Raw genomic sequence first — 21,309 nt, 5'->3', positions numbered from 1 at the left:
ACGTCCAAGCCGTGCTCGCCCTGGCCCGCCGACGCGTCAACGTCCTGTGGGCCCTGATCCGCGACGGACGGCGCTACCAAGTCACACCTCCAGTGACTACAGCTGCTTGACAACAGCATTAGGAAGCATGTTGATACTCGTGGAGAGTGCCGCCGAGTCGCGCTCGCCGTCGTATGTCCAGATGGGCGATCCGGTCCGGGTCCTCGATCGGAGCGGGCAGCGAGTGGAGAGGGCGGGCATTCGCAAGACCCTGGTGCGGCCGGTGCTCGTTATCAAACGTCTCGAACTCGCGCAGGGCGCGCAGGAGATGGCGCCGGTTCCAGATCAACGTACGGTCCAGCAGCTCTCGCCTGCAGGTCTGCACCCACCGCTCCATGACCGAGTTCATGCGCGGCATCCGGACGCCGCTGAGCACCACCTCGATACCCGCGTCCTTGAGCACCTCGTCGAACGGCCGTGGAAACTTCCCGTCCCGATCCCTGATCAGACAGCGAGCCCGGCAGCCGGCGTCCTCGAAGAAATCGCACGCCCAGAGCGCGTCGGCCTGGGAGCGCAGGAAGTCCGCCCAAGTACTGGAGGCCCGCTCGGGCGCCGGGTCGACGTCGGCCTCCTTCAAGATTTCCCAGACCGTGGATGCTGCCACCTCCACCCCGAGTACGAGCAGCTCACCGTGCAGGCGCCGAAAGCCCCAACTTGGATTTTCCCTGGCCAGGCGCAGCACCAGCGCCCGGATCGAGTGCACGGTGCGGGGCCGGCCTCCGCGCTTCGGCCGGGACCGGGAAGCGTGTCGGCGGGCGACGACGTCGCGGTGCCGGCGCAGTACCGTGTCCGGCCGCACCAGCAGCCGCATCCCGCGCAGCACCTCCCGTGGCAGGCCATGGAGGAGCCACGCCAAAAACGCCCGGTCGCCCGTGTGGAACCGGACCCGCTGCCCGTTCAGCTGCCGTTCCACAACCCCGATCCGGTGGCGCAGAGCGAGGATCTCGACATCATTCTCCCGGTCGCCCATCGGCAGCAGTCGCAGCATCGTCAACGCGTCCGTCACACCCAGGTACGCCAGTCTCAGCAGCACGACCGATCATCATGCCGCGCCAACCGGCGCCACGCGACACCGTCGACTCGATCGGCCCCGGCCAACACCCAAACCCGATCCCACCTGCGTGGATGAGGTATTCGGCAAAGGCAACGTCAGGCCCTGCTCTCCCCCGCGATCTGGCGTACTTGGTCACGGAAGGCGAGAGAGACGAACTCTCCCGCGGGGGTCTACCGGCGAGCAGACGCACCGGAGCCCGCGCACGCGGATCTGCTGGCCGTGTGCGCGGGCTCCTCGCGCCGTCGTGTGCGGTGAGTCCGCACTGGCCCTGCACGAGCTGATCGACGACATCCCTGCAGCGGTACACATCGCCGTGCCGCGCGATTCACGCCGCCCCACGATTTCCTACCCGCCGACCGTAGTGGCGCAGTACACCTCGAAGACCTTCACCCTCGGTGTCGAACGGTTCCAAGCAGCCCCACGAGAGACCGTCCCCGTGTACAACACAGCCCGGAGCGTCGTCGACGCGATGCGCCACCAATAGCACAGCGTGCAGGCTGCCGTACTGACGAGCACGGTCAGGGGAGCCCGGCGGCGCACGGCCAGCGGGAGGTAGACCAGGGCGATCAGCACGTAGGCTCATACGTCGACTTGCCGCCAGTAGCCCTGCGAGTTGGGCCAGTTGCGCAGCATCGTGCTCGAGATCCAGACCGACATCACCGCGTAGACAATGTCTGCCACCTGCGCGAAGGCCCGGCGAACCGCCCCGCTCAACGTGCGCTGCGCGAACATCCTCCGAGCCCAGGCCAGGAGCAAACACTCCACCCGGCTCTCAAGCACAGCTACACCCCTGGTTGTACACCGCCAACTACCCTGGTTGCAGGCGCAGTTCAACCCATGGTTGGACGAGGGAAATGGCCCCTCCAGCTAGCTTTCAATCGAATGCGCCGGTGTACGCGGGAAGTCATCGAGCCTCGCAGAGGGGGCTGGCAATCGGGGCGCCGGTCAGCCATCGCTCGGCAGATTCGGGGAGTTCTCCATGCGAAGAACGCAAGGAATGATCAGAGCGCTCGGGGCGGCCGCACTCGTGCTCGGTGCGCTGGGGGCCGGTGCCGGAGGAGTGCAGGCGGACGCCACCGGCGTGGACCCGGTGCGACCGCCGGTCGCGGTCAACCAGGCGTCCTGGGCCACCGGCACCGACCGGCAGAACGCCGTGATCGCGTACTGGACCAGCGAGGGCATGGCCCAGTGGAACGCCAACAACACGGACTACGGCGTCGACGGCCCCAACTACAGCAATCTGGACGAGGGCCGCATCTGGAGCCGTCCCGGTGCGGTGCACACGACAGTCGGGCGACTGTACTACCGCCAGACGCTGGCCTGGCCGGCCGCCACCCGGCCCAGCCGGCCGGAGGACGCGATCGGCGCGGTCGACTCGACTCAGTGGTTCCATGTCGACTCCGCCGGAGCCTATGTACCGGCCGGCACCACCGCGCAGCACATCTTCAAGGACAGCACGACGGTGACCGCCGTCGCGGACGGGACCACCACCACGGTCCGCACCGTGGCCTACCCCACCGAGTGCACGGCGAACGCGGTGGACAGCGCCAACGGCAGCACCATCCTGTCGGCGGGCCACTGCGTGTCCAATCCGCTGGCCGTGGTCGCGCTCGGCTCACTCGCCGGCACCATCCAGAAGGGCTCGGTCAGCGCTACGGACGACGCCTGGATGTTCATTCCCGGCTACGACGGCACAAAGGTCGGCCTGGCCCAGGCTCCCTACGGCCTCTGGCCGGCGACCACCGCGTACACCACCGCGCAGTGGAACGACTTCACCACGCTGAACCCCAACACGGTCAACCTGTCCAACTTCAACTACGACGTCTCGGCGCTCACCGTCGCCGACCCGACCAGACCCGGCGTGCGCCTGACCGATGTAGTGGGCTCTCAGCCCGTGGCCTTCAACCAGCCCTACAACCAGACCATGTTCGCCTTCGGCTACCCCAACGCGGGTAGCTGGGACAAGGTCAGCACCCCTGTTCCGGCACCGGGTCAGACAGACCCCACCCGTGAGATATCGCGCTACCGCTACGACGGGCGCCAACTCGTCGAGTGCAACGGCAGCACCTGGAAGGACTTCATCCTCAAGACCGACTACGAGATGACCTGCAATATGACGGGCGGCGCAAGTGGCGGCCCCTGGTTCCAGAACTTCGACCCGGTCACCGGCACCGGCACCCAGGTCGGGGTGAGCTCGACCAAGTACCCGAACTTCGTGGAGGGCGAGGGCGTCTGGATGATCGCCCCGCACTTCGAGGACAACGACCAACTCCTCTACGACACGGTCCAGAACCTCACGCCCTGACCATCCGCACCGGGCGACCGGGTGACTGATCCCTCCGAGGGCGTCCCTTCCGCGCCTCACGGTCGCCGCCGCCGGCCCGCGCCGGATCCAGGACCCGCAGGTCCACGTCACGAGATCGGCCCTGCCACAACAAAGGAGCTCGTATGATGTTCCGTCATGTTCGACGGTGGGCGCACGCCGCCGCCGGAAGGATCAGACCTGTTCGCCCCCGCACCCCCCGTCACGGCCTGACCGGGATGGTCGCCGCAGCCGGCGTGCTGGGGGCCATGCTGGTGCCCTTGTCGGTGCCTGTCACCGCGACCGCCGCGACCACCACCACCAGCGCCGTCGGCCCCACCGCCACCAGCGCCGCCGCCGGTCAGTGGCACATGGTCCGTGGGCGGATCATGGACAACGTGGAGGTCGCGGGCAACACCACGGTCACTGTCACACTCGCCGGAAAGGGCTGGCTGCCCTCGTCCAACCTCGCCTCGGTCGCACTGAACATAGGCGCCGAAGGCAGGTCGACGACCGGGGCGCTGAAGGTGTACTCGACCGACGACACCGAGCCGGCCGGCACGGCGATGAGCTACGGCACGGACAACTACCAGGCCAACCTGGTGATCACCAAGGTCGGCGCGGACGGCAGGATCAAGCTGGTCAACACCGGCTCCGGCGCGGTAAAGGTCTACCTCGACGACCAGGGCTACACACTCACCACCGCGGGATCGACGGTGGGAGGCACCTACGTGCCGGTCGCCCCCACCCAGATCCTCAGCAACGTGACGGTGGCCGCGAACTCCACCTACCGGATGACGCCGCTCGGCCAAGGCCCGGTCCCCTCCTCCGGCGTTCAGGCGGTCAGCGTCTCTGTCTCCGCACTCAGCACCGGGACCGGAACCGTCCGCGTCTACGGTGCCGGCGACATCACTCCCGCCGACGCCACACTCGACTACGCAGCCGAGACGATCGAGCAGAACTTCGCCATCGCCAAGATCGGCGCCAACACGCTGCTGGACTCGGCGGGTGCCGGTGTCGTGAACATCAACAACTTCGGCTTCAACCCGGTCACCATCTCCGTCGCCGTGACCGGCTACTTCACCAGCGGTACCGCCAGCACCACCGGCGCGCTGGTGCACGCCCTCACCCCCTCGCGCATCGCCGACACCGTCAGCATCCCCGCCGGGGACGACTACACCCTGCCTGTCCTCGGGCAGGGCGGCATCCCCACGTCCAAACCGGCGGCGGTCGGTCTCAACCTCACCGCCGACAGCGCCGGCGCGGGCGTCATCACCGTCTCGTCGGCCGGACTGACCGACACCGGCTTCAACACCGTCGCCTACCACGCGAACGCCCCGATCAGCACCTTCACCACCGCCCGTGTCGGCTGCTCCGGTCAAGTGGTCCTCACCAACACCGGTTCCTCCGCCGTCACCGTCTCCGTCGACGCCTACGCCTACTTCGGGAGCCCGGACACGACGGCCACCTCGGCCGGCGGCACGACTGCCGCTACCGTCGAGAACGTCACCGGGGTCAGCGACATCAACCAGCAGACCACCAGCGACACCGGCAACGTCGCCGTTTCCTCGTGCACGGACGACATGGGAACCAACACGGTCGAAGTGCCCAAGACGGCATCCTCGGGCGTATCCCTGACCGGCACGTACGGAACCATCAACGTGGGGCTCCCCGCGACCGGGACCGGAACCCGGTCGACGACCGGCACCGTCGTCTACCCCGGTTCACAGAGCGGATACTCCACCGCGGTCCAGCCCACCGACGACGGCGGCTTCCGGGCCCTTGTCACCCTGGACAGCAGCTCCTCGCCAACCTCCTACGACTTCCCGGTGACCCTGCCCGCCGGCGTCCGCATGGTCACCGGCGATGACGGTGACGGGACCGTCGACATCGTCCAGGACGTCACCGACGCCGACGGCAGCACCGACGCCCAGCCGCTGGGCGTCATCGAGGAGCCCTGGGCCACCGACGCGGCCGGCGTCAGCTGGCCCGCCACCTACACCGTCAACGGCAGCACGCTGACTCTCCACGTGGATCTCACCCCCGTCACGGACGCCTCGGGAACCACCGTCTCGCCGACGTTTCCCGTGGTGGCCGACCCCAGGTGGAAATGGTCGTGCGTCTGGAAGTTCTGCTACAAGGGCACGCTCTACCTCAACCGCGGTGAGACGGCCAGCGCAAGGAACGCGGGGTGGATCGCCAATACCCTCTTCGAGGCCTGCACGATGATCCCGGGACTGGCGGGCGCCATCTGCAGAGCCCTCCACTGGTACTCCTCGTACCTGTCAGGCAAGGCCACTCGCTACTACGCGTGGGGCGGATGCCTCAAGATCGTGCTCCCCTACGGTATCGCCCAGTACCAAGCACGGGGCGCCTTCAACTGCTCCTAGCGGGTGACGCCCTGACCGGTCGGTCAGGCAGCCGGTGATCGTCGGTGCGCTGTCACCAAGGACCCGGTCCTTGATGACAGCGCACTTCGGCGAAGACCCCTTCCCCGAGCGGATGCACCGACCGCACACGTACGCACCGCATGGACGGCGTCGGCCGCCCGGGACGAGGTCGCTGGGCTTCGCAGCGCTCGGATTCCTCACGCTGGTGCCCCTGTTGATCGTTGTCTCCGCGGCCGATCCGGAGCACGGGCGGGGGTTCGCGCAGTGGCTGGGAGACGGGCTCGGTGTGTCGAGGACGGCCAGGGACCAGATAGGGCAGCTGTTCGCGAGGCCCGGCCAGGTGCTACAGACCACGACCGCCTTCGGCCTGGCCGCCCTCGCCGTCTTCGGGCTGACGTTCGGGGCGGCGGTGCAGACCGGCTACGCGAAGGTCTGGGAGCTGCCCCCGGCCCGCTGGTATGCCAGATGGCGGCACGTGCTGTGGCTCGCCGTGCTCGTCGGGTCCCTCTACCTGACCGCCACCACCACGCTGTGGCGTCATTCGCCGGCCGGCACACTGGCAGCGACGCTGAGCGCCGTCCTGTTCTTCTGGTGGTCGCAACGGATGCTGCTCGGCGGGCGGATCGCCTGGAGCGCCCTGCTGCCCGGCGCGTTGGTGACGGCGCTCGGGCTGCTCGGTCTTCGGATCTTCTCCCGTCTCGTCTTCTCACCGCTGATCGCCTCCGCCTCAGCACCCGTACCCGACCACCCGCCTGCCTTGGTCGTCGTGCAACCAGCGGTGTGAAGACCCGGGTGTCCGCGTACTCCCTGATGCGGGACGGGTTCAGGGCTCTGGTCTCTGTCGACGCGGGCCCGGTGACGCTGTGCTCCAGGCGCGGCACCGAGGCGGACGCGCCGAGGGCACCGAGCAGCGCACCGTCGGCCTGGTCATCAGTGCGGAAAGCTGCGGGGTGGGCGAGTGACTATGGATTCGCGGAACTCGGTGATCCGCGAATGGACTTGGCGCATGAGATGGGTGTCCTCGATCCGGTCCAGGTAGAGGCAGCGGGCTGCCAGGCCCGGGAGGTCGAAGGCGAAGTACAGGGACATCAGCGGGTTCACGAACAACTCGCTGCCCCGGGTGCGGTCGGTGAACCGGACATCGCCGAACGAGCCGCGCACGGCTGCCGCGATGGAACCGTTCACGGTCGCGCCGGGGACGCTGCTGATGTGGCACCGCAGGCTGATCGCGAAGAAGTGGGACTACTCTGCCCGACGTGGCCGTACCGGTCGACCGCCGACCGCGGCCGCACTCAAAAAGCTGGTGCTGCGGCTGGCGGGCGAGAATCCGCGGTGGGGCCACCGCCGAATTCAGGGGGAGCTGGCACGTCTGGGGCATCCGATCGGACCGTCCACGGTCTGGGAGATTCTGCACGCCGCCGGCCTCGGCCCGGCCCCGCGCCGGTCCGGCCCGAGCTGGCGGGAGTTCCTCACCACCCAGGCTGAAGGGATCATTGCTGCCGACTTCTTCCACGTGGACACGGTGCTGGGTACGCGCCTCTATGCGATGGCGTTCCTTGAGCACGGCACCCGGAGGCTGCACGTCACCGGTGTCACCAGGCACCCGACCGGCGAGTGGGCCACTCAGCAGGCTCGCAACTTCGCGACGGACCTGGGGACCGGTGTGGAGTCGCTCCGCTTCGTCCTGCGTGACCGCGATACCAAATACACCGCGTCCTTCGATGCGGTCTTCGAGGCCGAGGACATGGACGTCCTGCTGAGCGCCCCGCGAGTGCCCCGGATGAACGCGCACTGCGAGCGGGTGATCGGCACTGTCCGCCGTGAGGTGTTGGATCACGTCCTGGTGCTGAACGAGGCTCACGCGCGGCGGGTTCTGGCCGAATATCAAGACCACTACAACGGCCACCGGCCTCATCGGGCCCGGGGCCAGAGACCACCCGATGCTGTCGAGCAGCCCGCCCCAGTCCACGACCTCGACGACCGAAGGCTCCTACGCACCCGAGTCCTCGGCGGCACCATCAACGAGTACAGATACGCCGAATGACCTGAGGCGATGACTTTCCGAGCCCTACAGGCGGCGATCCGGGCCTCCTCCGCCGGATCGGCGCTCGCCAGCCGCGCCTGGTCGGCGAGCGCGGCCTCACGGCCGGCCTTCAGCTCATCGATCCGTACATCGTCGCGCACCGGTGCGCGACGCTCCGCGACAATCTGAGCGTTGTACCAGCCCACCACCTCCCGCACGATGCCCGAGGTTGACGACCCGCCACGATCCCGCGCCGACGCAGAAGTTGGACCAGGGCCCGCAGCCGCCACACCGCGCCACCCCCGGCGCCGCGCAGGCCGTCACCCGAAAGTAAGTAACAGCCCCCATGTTGGCCGCTTCTGGCCTGCGGAATATCGCCGTCGTCCACAGGCTCACGGCCCGTCGCTGTCGTCCACCGCCTCGGACTCGTCGGACAGTGCCTCCAAAAGCGCGACTGGCCGCCGCACCACGAGGTGCTGGACCTCGTACGACATCTCCTTGACGTGGGGAGGCGGTGGCGGGTGATAGCGGCCCGCGGACACCGACAGGTTGACGATGAGGTAGGCGTGCCAGGCACGTCCCACACCTTGGCGGTCGGCGAATACCCGGCTGCCGTTCACCCACCAGATCACGGACCTCGGGCCGAACTCAACGCGAAGGTCGACCCACGCGCCCGGGCCGATAGCGGCGTCACGGTAGTAGATGTTGCCGCCGCGGACATGGTTGGTCAGCTCCAGAAGGTCGGGGTTGTCGGGGTGGTACTCGAAGACATCGATCTCCTGGTCGCCGTCCCGCCAGGTCCAGATGGCCGGCCAGGCCCCGGCCTCGTACGGCAGTCTGACCCGCGCCTCGAGCACATCCCCGGCACGGACGGTGAAGGCCTCCTCGCTCCCCTCCGTCGTGAGCAGGCCCGTGTCCCATCGGCCGTCCTTGCGGACGGTGGCACGGAAGGTGCCCGATCGGCTGTACGCGGGGTCCGCCGTCAGGTGATCCAGCTTGTTGTCACCGGGATTGACCGGTCCGCCGTTCGGATACGCCCACGAACGCCCTGCCACCCATTGCCGGGTAGACGCGAAGTCCGCCGAAAAGACGACCTCAGGTCGCGACGAAATCCCCTCCGCCGACGGTGTCCCATCGCATGCAGGATTCTCCATGCGCAGATGCTGCTCCATATATGACGTCGGCATGCAAATGCCGGTGAACCCACGACACGGACCACTCGGACGAGCGAATCCGCATTGCCAAAACTCTGCCGCAGACACCGCGCGCGCCCACGAACCGCTGCTCGATGAGGTCGGCGACCTCGTCCCGGTGCGGTCGTAGAACTATCAGCCGGGTGAGGTCCCCTGGGCCCCGCCGGACGGGAGAAGCCTGGCGCATGGCCAGGAGGAACATCGGCGGTGCAGCCAGTGCGGCGCTCGCCTGCTCGGTACGAATACCGCCCGTACAAAACTCAGTTCGCCAGCACGGGGCGGCGCGCGACGCACGTCCGGGTGGTACTTTCCCGCGCGGGTGCATTCTGGCCGTTCGGGCCCGGGCGGGCGGCAAGAGTTGGGTCATGATCATGGATCTCGATGCCAGCTCCGAAACCCCTGAAGCTCCCGGTACCCCCGGCGGGCACGCACCGGCGCCCTCCCGTCGTATCGTCATCGTCGGCGAGGCCGCCGTCGCCGGAGCCGGCGGGCTGACGGTCGCCGCCACCTCCGCCAGGACCGCGCAGGCCGCCCCCGCCACCGCGGTCGCCGACTGGGGTGCCTGCCTGACGGTCGCCCGGGCCATCCTCGTACGGGACGACGAGGACCAGCCGTTCGTACCGCGCTACGCCGACATCCTCCTGAACAACGGTCTGCCCCGCTCGCGCCGCCCCGGCAAGAAGGTGCTGATCGTCGGCGCCGGGCCGGCCCCGGACCCCGGCCGCTGGGCAGTGGGGTGGACGGCATCGAGCCGCCCACCCCACGCTCCGCCCACCGTCGTCCGGGCCCGCCGGCCCCGCTCAACGGCCTCCGTACAAAGGGCGTCCCTCCGAGACGGCTCAGCCTGGCTGGCCTCCGAGGTCGGGTCCGGCACCACGGTGCCGGCAAACCCGCGCCCCGTCAGGCATCCACGTGCAGGTGCAGCAGGCTTCGCCCGGGCCCGCTCGGTGGCTGGTGCGGCGCGCTCCGGTCGGCCCTGCCCGATCTCCGTACTCACCGCCTTGGGACGGCACCCGTTGCGGGAGCCGCTGCCGTCCCGACACTTCGCTGGCCTTCCCCTGGGGACTGGTCCTCTGGGAAAGACAGACCTTGATCATCTGTAGTGACAGCGAGCCCCCTCGTGAGGCTGCTCGCCGTCTAGCACTGGTCTGCCGGGTCGTCGCTCCATATGCCCAGGTAGGACGAGAGCACCCAGCCCTGCTGCTGGGTTCCCTCTCTCCGGACGTGCCACCAGATGTTTTCTCCGTTGACGCTCGTGCCATAGCGCCAGCAGTGGTAGTAGACCTGGATGTTCGACCACTGTCCGTTCGGGTCGCAGCTGGTGTACGGGCCGCTGCGGTAGTTCACACCCGTTCCGTACACTCCGGCCTTGTAGTCGCTCTTGTTGCTCCAGGACGTGGAGCAGACTGCGGCTTCCGCAGGTGCGGCAGTGACGGCCGGCATCGCCGCTGCGAACGCGAGAACCGCGAGCGCCTGGGCGCCTCGCCGGAACAACTTGCCACGCTGGATGCTGTCTTCTCTCATTTTCTCCCCTTCAATCCGGTCTTCTCAGAAAGCAGAAAGGATCCGGCTCTCGGGGGGAGAGCCTGGCATTCCACGTATTCGATGCCATCCCATGTTGGTAGGAGTTTTCGGTAAACCTGTGGCGTACGTGGGGGTAAACCTGTGGGGTACTGAGACAGGATCATTGCGTGATCGAGATCTGTCTGGGTTCGTCCCGTGAGGCCGACGGTTCGTAGGGGCCGGTGTAGTCGCGGCCGGTGTGGCGGAGGGCGGCGGCGATGTTGGTCTGGCCGTCCTGGCGGAACCCGGGTCCCGGCCGATCTGGGTGACGCCGTCCAGCCCGTGGGTGGCCTTGAACCAGATCCGGTCACTGTCCACGATCGTCACGGTTGCCACAGGGACGTCGAACAGCCGCGCGGCGATCGCCCGACCCGGTCGAAGGCGCCGTCCGGTGGAGTGTCGAGGATGTCGTAGCGGCGCACCGCCTCCAGCCGCGCCCTCTCCTCGTCGACCGCAGGCACGAGCTGCGGAGGCGGCTCCCCTCCGGGTGAGGCCGCAGGAACACGTGCTGTCATCGCTTGCTCCTGCCCTGGGTGCCGGGACCGGCCCGTACCGCCGGCCCTCGGACATCGGGGACTCTACGGCAGGGCACGGCGTCACCCTGCGCAGACGTTCGATTCGCACAGGCGTGCCCGGCGGCGCCACGGCCGACCCCAAAAAAACCGCTCGCCGTAAGCTCCTCGCGGTACTGACTCAAACCCCGGCCTGTGACCAGGGCGGTAGCAGCGGGAAGCCGGCGATCGCGTCCAGCATTTCCCGTACGAGCGCCTGGGCATCGGGGCTACCGGAAGGGTAGGCGCGCAGTACGGGTGCCATTCTCCAGGAACCGAGCTCCGGGTGCGGGCGCAGCATCTGTTCGATGGACTCGACACTCAGGACGCCGTCGGCGGCCAGGCTGTCCAGGCCTCGGTCGGTGCTCGCCTGCACGGACAGGATTCGTGCGCGGTGTTCCTCGGTCGCTTCCGGCTTCCACCGGCCGTGCACGTAGTCGGTCGTAGACCCGACGGGATTCCTCACACCTTCGGATGCTGAACAGCGCAGAGGTGTAGAGGAGGCGCTGGAGCCGACGGTTGTATCGCTGCGGGCGCCGGAGGTTGCCGCTGATCTTGCCGGAGTCGCGGGGAACGCAGCGCGAGCAGCTCGGCGTCCTTGGTCTGCTGCGAGCGGGAGAGCAGCAGGAGCAGTCCGAGGAGTCGGAGGAAGACCAGGTAGAGCATGCGCAGTGCCATGGGGTCCGAGCTTGTCGTGATCGCCCGGAGTCGCAAAGTGCCTGGTCAGATGCTGTACGTCACTTCTGGAACCCTACAGCCGTCCTGGAAGGCCCAGCCCAGCTGCATGTACTCGTGGAAGTCGGCGCTCTCGAGGTGGAAGCCCCGCGCGTCGAGACAGCCGTACCCGGCCTCGCCCAGCGCTTGCCTGCCCTGCACGTCAGGCCCCCTGACTTCGGCCATGCGCGAGGCGCAATCAGCGGCCGTGCGGAGGAACCCCGGCCGACGCACGGCTGGGGTTCCTCGACGCGATGAGCATCCGTCAACGGTCAGCGTTGCAGGGTGAGGACGCCCGGCCGCCATGGCAGTTGGTCGTAGGGGCCGCTCGCGGTCGGGGACTTGCCCTGGTAGAGGAACTGCAGGTTGCAGGGGTCGATGGTCTTGGTCTGGTCGGGGTTGTTGCGGACCAGGTCACCGTGGCTGATGTCGTTGGTCCAGGTGGCACCGCTGTTGGCCTTGCCCGCGAAGGGGTTGCTCTCGGTGGCGGCCTGCGGGGTCCACGAACCGTTCAGGCTGGAGGCCGTGAACGAGCGGAAGAAGCGCTGCTCGTTCGCACCCCGAGCCTCGACGATCATCAGGTACTGGTTCTGGCCCTGGACCTTGTAGACCTCCGGTGCTTCGAACAGGTTCTTCACCGTGTCGCTCATGACCGTCGTGTACGACGAGCCGAAGCTGCCGGGGAAGTTCCCGATCGGCATGCTCGCCCGGTAGATCTTGCCGTTGTCACCGGCGAAGAGCAGGTACATGTTCTGGTCGTCGGCGATCAGGGTCTGGTCGATCGGGGCGGCCCCGGAGATGCTGCCGGTGAACAGGGGCTGGGGTGCGGACCAGCCGTTGGAGTTGGTGGGGTCGCTCGATGTGCGGTAGATGAAGGGCCACGCGCCCCACTGGTACGCCAGCACCCAGATGTTCTTGGGTGCGAAGTAGAACAGCGTGGGCGCCACCGCGGCCTGGCTCATGCCGGTCTGGCCGGCCGACGCCATGTCGGACCAGTTCGTGAAGGGACTGAACGCCATCGAGCCGTACGACGATCCCGACACGTTCGACGCGTAGACCAGGTGCTTGCCGTTGTAGACCACGTTGGTGAAGTCCTTCAGGGCGACCCACCCGTTCGCCGGCTGGGCCAACGCTCCCGTCGACGTCCACCGGTACGACGACGGCAGAGCGCAGTTGCCGCCGCCCGGCGGGGTTGTCCCGGACAGGCCGGTCCACTTCTGGTTGCTGCCGCCGTTGCACGTCCAGATCTCCACCGCCGTGCCGTTGGCCGTACCGGAGCCCGTGACGTCGAGGCACAGTCCGGACTCCACGCCGACGATCGTGCCGTCGGAGTTCACCCGCCACTGCTGGTTCGCGCCCCCGCTGCAGGTCCAGATCTGCACCCGGGTACCGGCCGCGGTGGCGTGGCCCGGAACATCGAGGCACTTGTTGCCGAACACGGTCAACTGGTTGCTGTCCGTCGCCGTCCACTGCTGGTTGGTCCCGCCCGAGCAGTCCCAGATCTGAACGTACGTACCGTCGGTCTGGCTGGAGTTCGGCACATCGAGACATCGGCCGGCGGCGACACCGCGCAAGGCGCCGCTGGTGGCCGCCTGAGCCGGGTTGGCGACGAGCATCGCCGCCAACGCGACCAGGACCGCGATCGCAGCGGCGAGCACCACGGACACACGTCCGCGGTCGAAACTACGTCTGCGCATGGGGACCTCGTTGTCCTCGAGTGAGCGGTTCCGGCTGCCCTCTCAAAGGCCGGCCGGACTGTCGAGATGGTGCGGTTCGTAGCGGTCCGCGGCACCCGGGCGGCGGCGAAGGGCCGGTGGCGGCCGTCGGCGCACGGCTGCGACGGCATGCTTGATGCGACCATGACAGATGCATCGTGCGGCATACCCTTTGCGGCTCAAGCATGGCGGCAGGCGTGTGCGGTGACGTCCTGCTGTGCGGGTGCAGCGACCCTCTTGTTCGTCATACCGAACAAGAGTCGAACTATCGAGCACTCTGGATGATAGGGAACCGCAGAACGGCGTCAATACATCTCGCATGATTCGCCTAGAATCCCGAAACATTCGATGCGGTGATGGAGTGCACGAGAGTCTTCCGCGGGCCTCGAACCGAACCGCCCGGATCCGACAGGCCGGTGCTGTCCGACGCGACCGGCTCCACCAGCGGTCTCACCATCCCCACCCAGTACCGGGGTGACCAGCCGGCGACCATGGAGGCCACCTACGCCGACGGCTCCAACGCCGGGCCCGTCAGCTGGAGTCCCTACCAGGAGTTCAACGTGTCCTTCACCTTCAGCCCGGACTACTCCGACAACGGGCTCCTGCTCACCTCCGACTTCCTCAACGCGCTCCGGGACAACGCGCAGGCCACGCTCGTCTTCCACTTCTGGAGCGGCGCCACGGTGACCTACCGCGTGACCAAGAACGCCGGCGCGGTGACCGGCACCGTCGTCTGGTCCGACCGCCCCGGATGCCGTCCAGGCACCCGGGGTCAGCCCGACTGCGTCACGTCAGCCACCGAGGGGCCGGACGTGTGGGATGAGGTGAGAAGCGCGCCGTGGACGGCAGAGGATGCCGCTCGTCTGACGTAGCGATCGCGGTCCGGAGGCCAAGCGTCACGGTCTTGGTGGATGAGCAGGGAAACCGCCCCGTGCACGCCGGCACACAACACCCTGGCGGTCTCGGTCCTACTCGTCACCGGAACCCCGGCATCAGCACACGCTGCGACCTTGTCCCGGAAACAGCGGAAGCATTCGTCCTCGTTCCGGCGGCCGGCCTCGGTGGCCTCCCCCGTCATCACGAGCCGGTACTGGGAAGGATGACGAAGTCCGAACGCGATGTAGGCGACGCAGATCTCGTACAGCGCCGTCACGGGATCCGGGATGTCCCGCGACACTGCTTCCAACTCGCCGAACAGGGAGCTCCATACCCGCAGGCACGTCGCATGGACGAGGTCCCGCTTCGAGGCGAAGTGGAGGTAGACGGCCGGCGGGCTGACTCCCGCACTTGTCGCCACGGCACGAATCGTCAGCGCCTCGGCACCCCCGTCCTCCAGTAGTTGATCGGCGATGCCGAGAAGCTGGTCTCGGAGCAGCCCGCCCTGCCCCTTGGGGGCACGAACCCGGGAACCGGTCGCAGACATGAATCAGGGCGCCTTCGGCACGACGGCGGTGACCACTTGGGTCACCCGGGTGCACAGTTCGCCCTTCTCGTCGTGGACGTCGACCTCGATGACAGTTTTGCGCCCCAGGCGCAGGGGACGGGCTGTCGCGACGACGCTCGTGCCTGCGGGCCGAAGAAAATGCGTACTCGACTCCACAGTGCCCGGTGCGGCGCCGACTGGACCGTTGAGGGCGGCACACACGGCGGCACACACATCGCCGAGCCCCATCAACGCCCCTCCGTGGAAGCCGCCGCCCACCGTGGAGAGGGAGAGATCGTGCGCCCGCCTGGCCCGGACGCCGACCGCCGCGATCTCCTCGAACTCGACTCCAAGCGTCTTGGTGTACGGCGCGAGCGCGTAGACCTCTTCGGCTTCAAGTGTGACCACGAGCTACTCCCGTCCTGAGTTAACGACGTTGACTTATCGTCGTTAACTCAGGACGTCAATTGTTCAGTTCTGCAGGCGCCAGTGCTGGTTGGCGCCGCCCGAGCAACTCCACAGCTGGACTTTCGTCCCGTTGGCGGTCGCCTGGCCGCTGGCGTCCAGGCAGAGCCCCGACTGCGCTGCTGTGATCGTGCCGTCGGCGTTGACGTTCCATTGCTGGTCTGCCTGTCCGCTGCAGTCCCAGATCGCCGCCGGGGTGCCGTTGCCCGCCCCCTGGCCGACACCCAGGCACTTGTTGCCGTAGACAACCAGCTGCTTTCCGGTGGAGTAGGTCCACCGCTGGTTGGAGCCGCCGTTGCAGTCCCACAGCTGTGCCTGCGTACCGTTCGCCGTGGTCGAGTTGTTGATGTCGAGGCAGCGCCCCGACTGCTGGCCGACGATTTCCTGGTTGCCGGACTGCGGGGGCGGCGGCTGGTTCGAGCCGAACTGGGTGAAGAACTGCCACACCGCCGCCGATGTCCAGGTGCGCCAGCCGTCGCCGGTGGAGCCGTCGATGGGACCGGGGTCGTGGCCGGCTCCGTCGAACGCGGCCCAGACGACGGGGTATCCGGACCTGCATCCGGAGTAGGTGGTGATGATGTGCGTCAGGCTTCCGTTGGCCGGCTCGGGCGGGTTCTGCGAGGTGCAGCCGTTCGTCCGGACGAAGGTGTTGCGCAGGTCTCGTCCCGACTGGATGGGCAGCACGTTGTCCCTGAGGCCGTGCAGTCCCATGTAGGCGATGGGCTGGTTACCGCCGTTGCAGCCGCTGAGGTTCGCGCCGGAGTAGACCGCGACCGCGCGGAAGACCGTCGCCCGGGAGCAGGCGAGGGCGTACGACATCGCGCCGCCGTAGCTGAAGCCGGCGGAGAACAACTGGGTGGTGTCGACGCACAGGCCCGATTCGATCTGGTTGACCATGGCGTCGACGAAGGCCACGTCCTGGCCGCCGGGATTGGCCCAGCCGTTGCCGTTGCCCTGGGGGGCGACGAAGATCGTGCTGTTGTTCGCGTTGTCCGCCAGGCGCCTGAGGCCGTAGTAGGACCAGTTGTACCCGTCCGTGCCGCCCGAGTCGACGTCGTTGGCCGTACCGCCCCGCCAGTGGAAACCGAAGACCAGCCGGTAGGGGTGGTTGCTGTCGTAGCCGGCCGGGACCCGCAGGATGTAACTGCGGTTCTGGCCGCCGCTCTGAATCGTGTGGTTACCGCTGGTCAGCGTCGGGGCCTTGCCGCAGCCCGCGCTCGCCGCGGCAGCGGACCTCGTGGCCGGCGCGGGTGCGCCGAGGGCGCTGCTGAACGAGGTGCCCGCGGTGGTCAGGATGAGAAGCAGTGCGGCCGCGATGGACAATAAGAGCGGTTTACGTTCCATGCTCTCCTTCTTCCGTCGTCGAGTTCTTCCGTCGTACGGGGAGCGCCGGTTCACACGCCGGTGATGGTCCACGCGTTGTTGGTGCTGGAGTTCGGCGTCCACAGCACCGTGGTGGAGCCGGCCGTGGTGCTGCCGCTGCCGTCGAGGGCGGTGCCGGTGTCCCGGTTGACGATCTGGTAGCGGTTGTCGCCGAGGTTGTTGAGTGACCACTGCTGGTTGTTGCCGCCGTTCCACGCCTCCTGGCGGGCGGGAGCGCCGTTGGCGGCGTTCCCCCAGCTGTCGGCGGCCATGCCGTTGGTGCGGTTGATGATGCGGTAGTAGCCGTTGCCGAGGTCGATCAGCTGCCACTGCAGGTTGGTGCTTCCGTCGTAGTTCCACTGCTTGAGGTTGGAACCGGAGGCGACGTTGCCCCCGCTGTCGAGCACCAGTCCGCTGGTCACGTTGGCGATCCTGACCCAGGTCGTGGAGCCGCCCGGCGCGCCCAGGACGGGGATGTCACCGGAGAAGGTCAGCTTGACCGTGTATGCCAGCGCGCTGAACGGAGGGTTGGACGAGGGCATGGTGAGGTGCAGACCCGACGCGTCCTGGGTCGGCGCGGGCAGGTTGATGTAGGTGCCGGCGGTGTTGTCGAGTAATTGGGCGCCCGTCAGGCTGCTGAGGTTGATCTGGTTCGAGTTCAGCGTCGTGATCGTCATGGTGCCGCCCTGCCAGCCCAGGGCGGTGGCGTAGAGCACCTTGTTGTCCCGGCTGCGGGTGAACCGGATGTCCTGCGGTTTGCCGGCCACCGGTCCGCTGAACGAGCCTCCGCCCATCTTGGTGGGGCCCTCGCCGTAACTGGACCAGGAGCGGGTGGAGTAGACCGCCTCTCCGAAGCGGCCGAGCCAGTCGCCCATGGCGAGCAGGATGGACTGCTGCCCGGAGGGGATGGTGCCGTCGGCCATCGGGGCGATGTTGAGCAGCATGTTGCCGCCCTTGCTGACCCGGTCGATCAGCGAGTGGAGCATGGCCTGCGTCGAGTAGTAGCCGATGCCCACCGTGTAGCACCAGCTGGAGGAGGAGATGCTGTCGTCGGTCAGCCAGTAGGGGGTGAGCAGCCCTGCCGGGCCGCCGCGCTCGAAGTCGAAGACCTCACCCTTGTTGTTGAGGCCGTCCTTGTAGGTCGCGACCACGTCCTTGTTCCACGCGACGGCCTGGTTGTAGTAGTGCGCGAGGAACTGGAGCCGGTAGGACTCCTGCACCAGGCCCAGGTCGAAGTCCTGCCAGACCAGGTCCGGCTGGTAGCCGTCGATGACCTCGACCAGCTTGTCGTACCAGAGCTTGTTCTCCGCGGCCGAGCCCTGCTGGCCGTAGAGGATGCGGAGCGTCGGGTCCGACTGGTTCGGCACGTGGTCGTAGAAGCCGTTGAAGTGGTAGGCGTGGTGCAGCGAGGCCATGAACTTCAGTCCCTGCCCGCGGATGGCCTGCGCGTGCAGCCCCACCAGGTCGAGTCTGGGACCGTGCTGGACCGAGTTCCACGGGTTGGAGCGGCTGTTCCACATGGAGAAGCCGTCGTGGTGCTCGGCGACCGGGCCGGCGAACCTGGCGCCCGCGGCCTTGAACAGCCGGGCCCAGGCGTCCGGATCCCACCTGCCGCCCTGGGAGACCGGCTTGGGGGCGAACTGAACGAAGTTGCCCGCCTTGTCGCGGGCGCCGTCGATGAAGTTGTGGTACGGCCAGGCCGAGGGGTCGCCGTAAGTGGCCTTGTGGTGGTTGTTCTCGGCCGAGCCGCCGATGTACATGTTGCGCGGGTACCACTCGTTGCCGAACGCGGGGACGCTGAAGACGCCCCAGTGGTAGTAGATGCCGAACTTGGCGTCCTGGAACCAGGCCGGGGCCGGGGGGTGCTGGTCCACGGAGGACCAGCTCGCGGTGTAGCTTCCGGGGCCGTCGGTCGCGGCGGCCTCGGGGGCGAACCGCAGCAGGCCGACGGCCGTCGACGCGCCGACAGCCGCCAGCAGTCGGCGCCGGCTGATCGGCAGGGACGAGGAAGTCATGTGGGGCCTTTCAGAGGGATCGGGGAGGCTCAGGAAGTCCGGCCGCCGGTCACGGGATCAGCCGCGCGTCCACTTCTGGTTGCTGCTGCCGTTGCAGGTCCACAGCTGCAGCAGGGTGCCGTTGGCCGTTCCCGCGCCCGCGGCGTCCAGGCACAGGCCGGACTGGTCACCGGAGATCGCGCCGTCGGCGTGGATCGTCCACTTCTGGTTGCCGCCGCCGGTGCAGTCCCAGATGTCCACCTTGGTGCCGGGGCTGGTGCCCTGGCCCGCGGCGTCCAGGCAGTCGCTGCCGTAGACCCGCAGCTCACCGGCGGAGGTGTTCGTCCACTGCTGGTTGCTGCCGCCGTTGCAGTCCCACAGCGCCACCTGGGTGCCGGCCGTCTGCGACTGGTTCGGTACGTCCACGCACCGGCCGGAGCCGACTCCGACGATCGCGCCGGTCGTGCCGCCGTCGTTTCCGCCGCTGCCGGGCGTGATGGACAGGTTGTCGAACTGTGCGGTCTCGCCCTGGCTGGTCGCGTAGCCGATCTGTCCGGCGGCCCAGGTGCGGTCGTCCGCGGAACCGATCGTGGCACCGTCGATGACGGCGGTGATCGTGGTCCCGGAGAAGGTGAGGGCCGCGGTGTGCCACCGGTTGGTGCCGAGCGCCGCGGTCGTGCCGCGGGCCAGGGTGGTGACGGTGCCGTTGGTGTTCGAGCTGAGGATCGACCAGGCCCCGGTGTCGCTCACCCGCAGGCGGTAGGCGTTCTGCCCGCCGGTGCGGTCGTAGTCGTGCCCGCCCGCACGGCCGATCAACTCGGCGTATCCGGGCTGTTCCAGCAGCACGTCCGACGTGAGGGTGTAGTTGCCCCAGCTCACGTCACCGAGCAGGGCGTGCGGATCGGTCAGCGAGTCCCAGGTGATCGGCTTCTGCGGGCTCATCTGGCGCACGCACTTTCCGCTGCGACCGCCGCCGCAGCCCACCGTCTCGAAAGCGCCCTGCCAGTCCATCAGGTACTTCGCCTCGGTGCCGGTGGCGTAGCCGTCGAAGGAGTCGGTGTACGGCAGCTTCAGTGCGCTGCGGGCGGGACCGGTGGCGGTGCCCTTGCCCTGGCCGGTCGTAGTGGTCAGGGTGTACAGGTGGCCTGGCTGGACGGTCAGACTGAATCCGCCGCCGGACGGGGTGAGGTCCGCGGTGTGCACGAAGTGGTCGGCCGGGTTGGCGGACCCGACGTCCGTGGACCAGACGTGGACGGTTCCGGCGGACAGTCCCCTGGTGACGTTGAAGTTCAGCGTCTGCGCGCTGCCGGCGTCCATGGTCTCGATGACCGTGGAGTAGTCGGAGTTGTTCGTGGACTTGAGCGAGACGTAGCTTCCGTTGGCGCGGTTGCCGCCGATGTAGCCGCTGGAGGCGTCGAGGTAGCGCCATCCCGGGGAGGTGAACTGGCTGGTGTGCGCCATCACCCAGGTGTTCTTGCCGATCGAGTACGAGCCGGACCACGGCTGCGCGGCCAGGGCCATGCCCATGGTGGGGTACGGCAGGTTGGGGGTGAGCGCGGCGACCACCGGCCAGTTGAGGTACGCGGTCATCCGTCCGTCGATGTATCCGCGGTTGATGCCGCGGGCCATGGCCTGCGCTCCCCCGTTGTAGTCGTCCGAGCCGTTCTCGCTCGCCCACAGCGGTTTGCCGGACGACATGGCGGCCGCCGGCACCGAGCAGGTGGACTGGGACGACCGGTAGCCGCAGGGATAGTGCGTGCCGATGGCGCTCACCGAGGAGGCGAACGCCGGGTTGGAGTTGACGTCGTTCGCGACGGACCAGTCCGAGTCGGCCGCGACGATCTTGACGCCGCCGTAGCCGTTGCTGTTGAGCGCGCCCCGCAGCTGCTGGTACCAGGAGACGTTGTAGCCTCGCTCGTTCCATCCGCCGAGGTAGTCGATGCTCAGCCCGTGCTGCTTGGCGCAGCCCAGCCACGAGACCAGGTAGTTGACCATGTCGGTGGACCAGAAGTTCCCGTTACCGATCCAGCCCGGGGCGCCCCAGGCGAGCCCGTACAGCTTGATGTTGGGGTTGCGGGCTTTGGCCTGCTCCATCAGCCACCATTCGTAGCCCCGGTCGCAGTTCAGGTCGGAGCGGGTGTGCTGGTGGCTGGGCTCGGCTCCCGAGGTGGAGTTGGTGTCCCCGCCGATCTCGGCCTTGAGCATCTGCAGGGAGGCGCCGTAGCCGGGCCGGAAGAGGTAGTCGAGGACCTGGCCGCGTTGGGGCTCGGGATAGTCGATCAGGAGTCTGCTGTTGCCGCCTCCGCCGCTGATCGCGCCGACACCGTCGAAGGTCCGTCCGCCGGACGCGCCGTTGAGGGTGATGGAGGTGGCGGCCCGGGCCGGAGCGGCCGCTGTGCCCACGACGCCGCCGGCGGCCAGGACGAGGCCCGCGACCACGGCCGTCGGGACACGCAGGCGCCGTAACAGCCGTCCGAATGCTGACACGGTGGGTTCCTTTCGCAGGTGGGGGGTGTCCACG

19 protein-coding genes and 1 pseudogene are annotated in these 21,309 nt (G+C 68.0%); 6 read left to right on the top strand and 14 right to left on the bottom strand.

Going from position 1 to position 21,309, the window contains the following annotated elements; genetic code table 11:
- Positions 1 to 118: 118 nt before the first annotated feature.
- Together G3I56_RS31755 and G3I56_RS43355 are read right to left on the bottom strand one after the other, a co-directional pair.
- Positions 119 to 1,072 (bottom strand): integrase core domain-containing protein, encoded by a 954-nt coding sequence (locus G3I56_RS31755; protein WP_164415011.1) that lies wholly within the window; start codon positions 1,070 to 1,072, stop codon positions 119 to 121.
- Positions 1,073 to 1,438: 366 nt separating this feature from the next.
- Positions 1,439 to 1,666, bottom strand: a complete 228-nt coding sequence (locus tag G3I56_RS43355; protein ID WP_203691084.1) for a hypothetical protein — start codon at positions 1,664 to 1,666, stop codon at positions 1,439 to 1,441.
- Positions 1,667 to 2,072: 406 nt separating this feature from the next.
- On the opposite strand from G3I56_RS43355, the gene G3I56_RS31745 reads away from it, so the two are divergent.
- The 3 genes from G3I56_RS31745 (at position 2,073) to G3I56_RS31735 (ending at position 6,569) form a co-directional block, all read left to right on the top strand.
- Positions 2,073 to 3,398: a hypothetical protein gene (locus tag G3I56_RS31745; RefSeq protein ID WP_164415009.1), complete on the top strand. Its 1,326-nt coding sequence runs from the start codon at positions 2,073 to 2,075 to the stop codon at positions 3,396 to 3,398.
- Positions 3,399 to 3,634: 236 nt separating this feature from the next.
- A complete protein-coding gene (locus G3I56_RS31740; protein WP_164415007.1) occupies positions 3,635 to 5,785 on the top strand; it encodes a hypothetical protein in 2,151 nt (716 codons plus the stop codon).
- 112 nt (positions 5,786 to 5,897) lie between these two features.
- Positions 5,898 to 6,569, top strand: coding sequence for a ribonuclease BN (locus tag G3I56_RS31735; protein WP_239135227.1), 672 nt, complete (start codon positions 5,898 to 5,900; stop codon positions 6,567 to 6,569).
- A gap of 146 nt (positions 6,570 to 6,715) precedes the next feature.
- Here G3I56_RS31735 and G3I56_RS31730 read toward each other — a convergent pair.
- Positions 6,716 to 6,970, bottom strand: a pseudogene (locus tag G3I56_RS31730) (hypothetical protein); the annotation flags it as partial.
- Here G3I56_RS31730 and G3I56_RS31725 point away from each other — a divergent pair.
- Positions 6,957 to 7,829 carry an integrase core domain-containing protein gene (locus G3I56_RS31725; protein ID WP_164415005.1) on the top strand — a complete coding sequence of 291 codons (873 nt, stop codon included), beginning with the start codon at positions 6,957 to 6,959 and terminating at the stop codon, positions 7,827 to 7,829. The pseudogene G3I56_RS31730 and the gene G3I56_RS31725 sit on opposite strands and share 14 nt — an antisense overlap.
- Before the next feature lie 371 nt (positions 7,830 to 8,200).
- Here the strand turns inward: G3I56_RS31725 and G3I56_RS31720 are convergent, their stop codons facing one another.
- Positions 8,201 to 8,962, bottom strand: a complete 762-nt coding sequence (locus G3I56_RS31720) for a family 16 glycosylhydrolase (protein WP_164415003.1) — start codon at positions 8,960 to 8,962, stop codon at positions 8,201 to 8,203.
- A gap of 404 nt (positions 8,963 to 9,366) precedes the next feature.
- Here G3I56_RS31720 and G3I56_RS31715 point away from each other — a divergent pair, with 404 nt between their 5' ends.
- The gene (locus G3I56_RS31715) at positions 9,367 to 10,104 is read left to right on the top strand and encodes a hypothetical protein (RefSeq protein WP_164415001.1); all 738 of its coding nucleotides are present in this window, start codon (positions 9,367 to 9,369) and stop codon (positions 10,102 to 10,104) included.
- Between the two features lie 34 nt (positions 10,105 to 10,138).
- Here G3I56_RS31715 and G3I56_RS31710 read toward each other — a convergent pair whose 3' ends face one another.
- From G3I56_RS31710 to G3I56_RS31685, 5 genes are all read right to left on the bottom strand, one after another.
- Complete coding sequence (locus tag G3I56_RS31710; RefSeq protein WP_164414999.1) at positions 10,139 to 10,525, bottom strand: hypothetical protein; 387 nt, start codon at positions 10,523 to 10,525, stop codon at positions 10,139 to 10,141.
- Positions 10,526 to 10,887: 362 nt separating this feature from the next.
- Complete coding sequence (locus G3I56_RS44235; protein ID WP_239135219.1) at positions 10,888 to 11,079, bottom strand: hypothetical protein; 192 nt, start codon at positions 11,077 to 11,079, stop codon at positions 10,888 to 10,890.
- Between the two features lie 178 nt (positions 11,080 to 11,257).
- A complete protein-coding gene (locus G3I56_RS31700; protein ID WP_164414997.1) occupies positions 11,258 to 11,581 on the bottom strand; it encodes a hypothetical protein in 324 nt (107 codons plus the stop codon).
- A gap of 257 nt (positions 11,582 to 11,838) precedes the next feature.
- Positions 11,839 to 11,991, bottom strand: coding sequence for a hypothetical protein (locus G3I56_RS31690; protein WP_164414995.1), 153 nt, complete (start codon positions 11,989 to 11,991; stop codon positions 11,839 to 11,841).
- A gap of 110 nt (positions 11,992 to 12,101) precedes the next feature.
- The gene (locus G3I56_RS31685) at positions 12,102 to 13,526 is read right to left on the bottom strand and encodes a non-reducing end alpha-L-arabinofuranosidase family hydrolase (RefSeq protein WP_203691083.1); all 1,425 of its coding nucleotides are present in this window, start codon (positions 13,524 to 13,526) and stop codon (positions 12,102 to 12,104) included.
- A gap of 434 nt (positions 13,527 to 13,960) precedes the next feature.
- Here G3I56_RS31685 and G3I56_RS31680 point away from each other — a divergent pair, with 434 nt between their 5' ends.
- Entirely contained in the window at positions 13,961 to 14,416 is a 456-nt protein-coding gene (locus G3I56_RS31680; protein WP_343240105.1) for a hypothetical protein, read from the top strand.
- Here G3I56_RS31680 and G3I56_RS31675 read toward each other — a convergent pair.
- The 5 genes from G3I56_RS31675 to G3I56_RS31655 all read right to left on the bottom strand — a co-directional run bounded on the left by G3I56_RS31675 (position 14,317) and on the right by G3I56_RS31655 (position 21,275).
- Positions 14,317 to 14,967, bottom strand: coding sequence for a TetR/AcrR family transcriptional regulator (locus tag G3I56_RS31675; RefSeq protein WP_164414993.1), 651 nt, complete (start codon positions 14,965 to 14,967; stop codon positions 14,317 to 14,319). The genes G3I56_RS31680 and G3I56_RS31675 overlap by 100 nt on opposite strands.
- A gap of 3 nt (positions 14,968 to 14,970) precedes the next feature.
- Positions 14,971 to 15,375 (bottom strand): PaaI family thioesterase, encoded by a 405-nt coding sequence (locus G3I56_RS31670; RefSeq protein WP_164414992.1) that lies wholly within the window; start codon positions 15,373 to 15,375, stop codon positions 14,971 to 14,973.
- Between the two features lie 63 nt (positions 15,376 to 15,438).
- A complete protein-coding gene (locus G3I56_RS31665; RefSeq protein WP_239135218.1) occupies positions 15,439 to 16,776 on the bottom strand; it encodes a ricin-type beta-trefoil lectin domain protein in 1,338 nt (445 codons plus the stop codon).
- A gap of 50 nt (positions 16,777 to 16,826) precedes the next feature.
- Positions 16,827 to 18,809, bottom strand: a complete 1,983-nt coding sequence (locus G3I56_RS31660) for an alpha-L-fucosidase (RefSeq protein WP_164414990.1) — start codon at positions 18,807 to 18,809, stop codon at positions 16,827 to 16,829.
- A gap of 57 nt (positions 18,810 to 18,866) precedes the next feature.
- Positions 18,867 to 21,275 (bottom strand): ricin-type beta-trefoil lectin domain protein, encoded by a 2,409-nt coding sequence (locus G3I56_RS31655; protein WP_164414988.1) that lies wholly within the window; start codon positions 21,273 to 21,275, stop codon positions 18,867 to 18,869.
- Positions 21,276 to 21,309: the final 34 nt, after the last annotated feature.

Origin of the sequence: Streptomyces sp. SID12488, from assembly GCF_010548275.1 — a bacterium.
GTDB lineage: Bacteria > Actinomycetota > Actinomycetes > Streptomycetales > Streptomycetaceae > Streptomyces.
This window is presented reverse-complemented; position numbering and strand designations above follow the sequence as displayed.

Bases quoted from the DNA above. Each gene is read 5' to 3' on its own strand.
- G3I56_RS31740 (WP_164415007.1), top strand. From the start codon at position 3,635: ATGGTCGCCGCAGCCGGCGTGCTGGGGGCCATGCTGGTGCCCTTGTCG.
- G3I56_RS31710 (WP_164414999.1), bottom strand. From the start codon at position 10,525: ATGAGAGAAGACAGCATCCAGCGTGGCAAGTTGTTCCGGCGAGGCGCC.
- G3I56_RS31685 (WP_203691083.1), bottom strand. From the start codon at position 13,526: ATGCGCAGACGTAGTTTCGACCGCGGACGTGTGTCCGTGGTGCTCGCC.
- G3I56_RS31675 (WP_164414993.1), bottom strand. From the start codon at position 14,967: ATGTCTGCGACCGGTTCCCGGGTTCGTGCCCCCAAGGGGCAGGGCGGG.
- G3I56_RS31715 (WP_164415001.1), top strand. From the start codon at position 9,367: ATGATCATGGATCTCGATGCCAGCTCCGAAACCCCTGAAGCTCCCGGT.
- G3I56_RS31660 (WP_164414990.1), bottom strand. From the start codon at position 18,809: ATGACTTCCTCGTCCCTGCCGATCAGCCGGCGCCGACTGCTGGCGGCT.
- G3I56_RS31665 (WP_239135218.1), bottom strand. From the start codon at position 16,776: ATGGAACGTAAACCGCTCTTATTGTCCATCGCGGCCGCACTGCTTCTC.
- G3I56_RS31745 (WP_164415009.1), top strand. From the start codon at position 2,073: ATGCGAAGAACGCAAGGAATGATCAGAGCGCTCGGGGCGGCCGCACTC.
- G3I56_RS31720 (WP_164415003.1), bottom strand. From the start codon at position 8,962: ATGGAGAATCCTGCATGCGATGGGACACCGTCGGCGGAGGGGATTTCG.
- G3I56_RS31725 (WP_164415005.1), top strand. From the start codon at position 6,957: ATGGAACCGTTCACGGTCGCGCCGGGGACGCTGCTGATGTGGCACCGC.
- G3I56_RS44235 (WP_239135219.1), bottom strand. From the start codon at position 11,079: ATGACAGCACGTGTTCCTGCGGCCTCACCCGGAGGGGAGCCGCCTCCG.
- G3I56_RS31735 (WP_239135227.1), top strand. From the start codon at position 5,898: ATGCACCGACCGCACACGTACGCACCGCATGGACGGCGTCGGCCGCCC.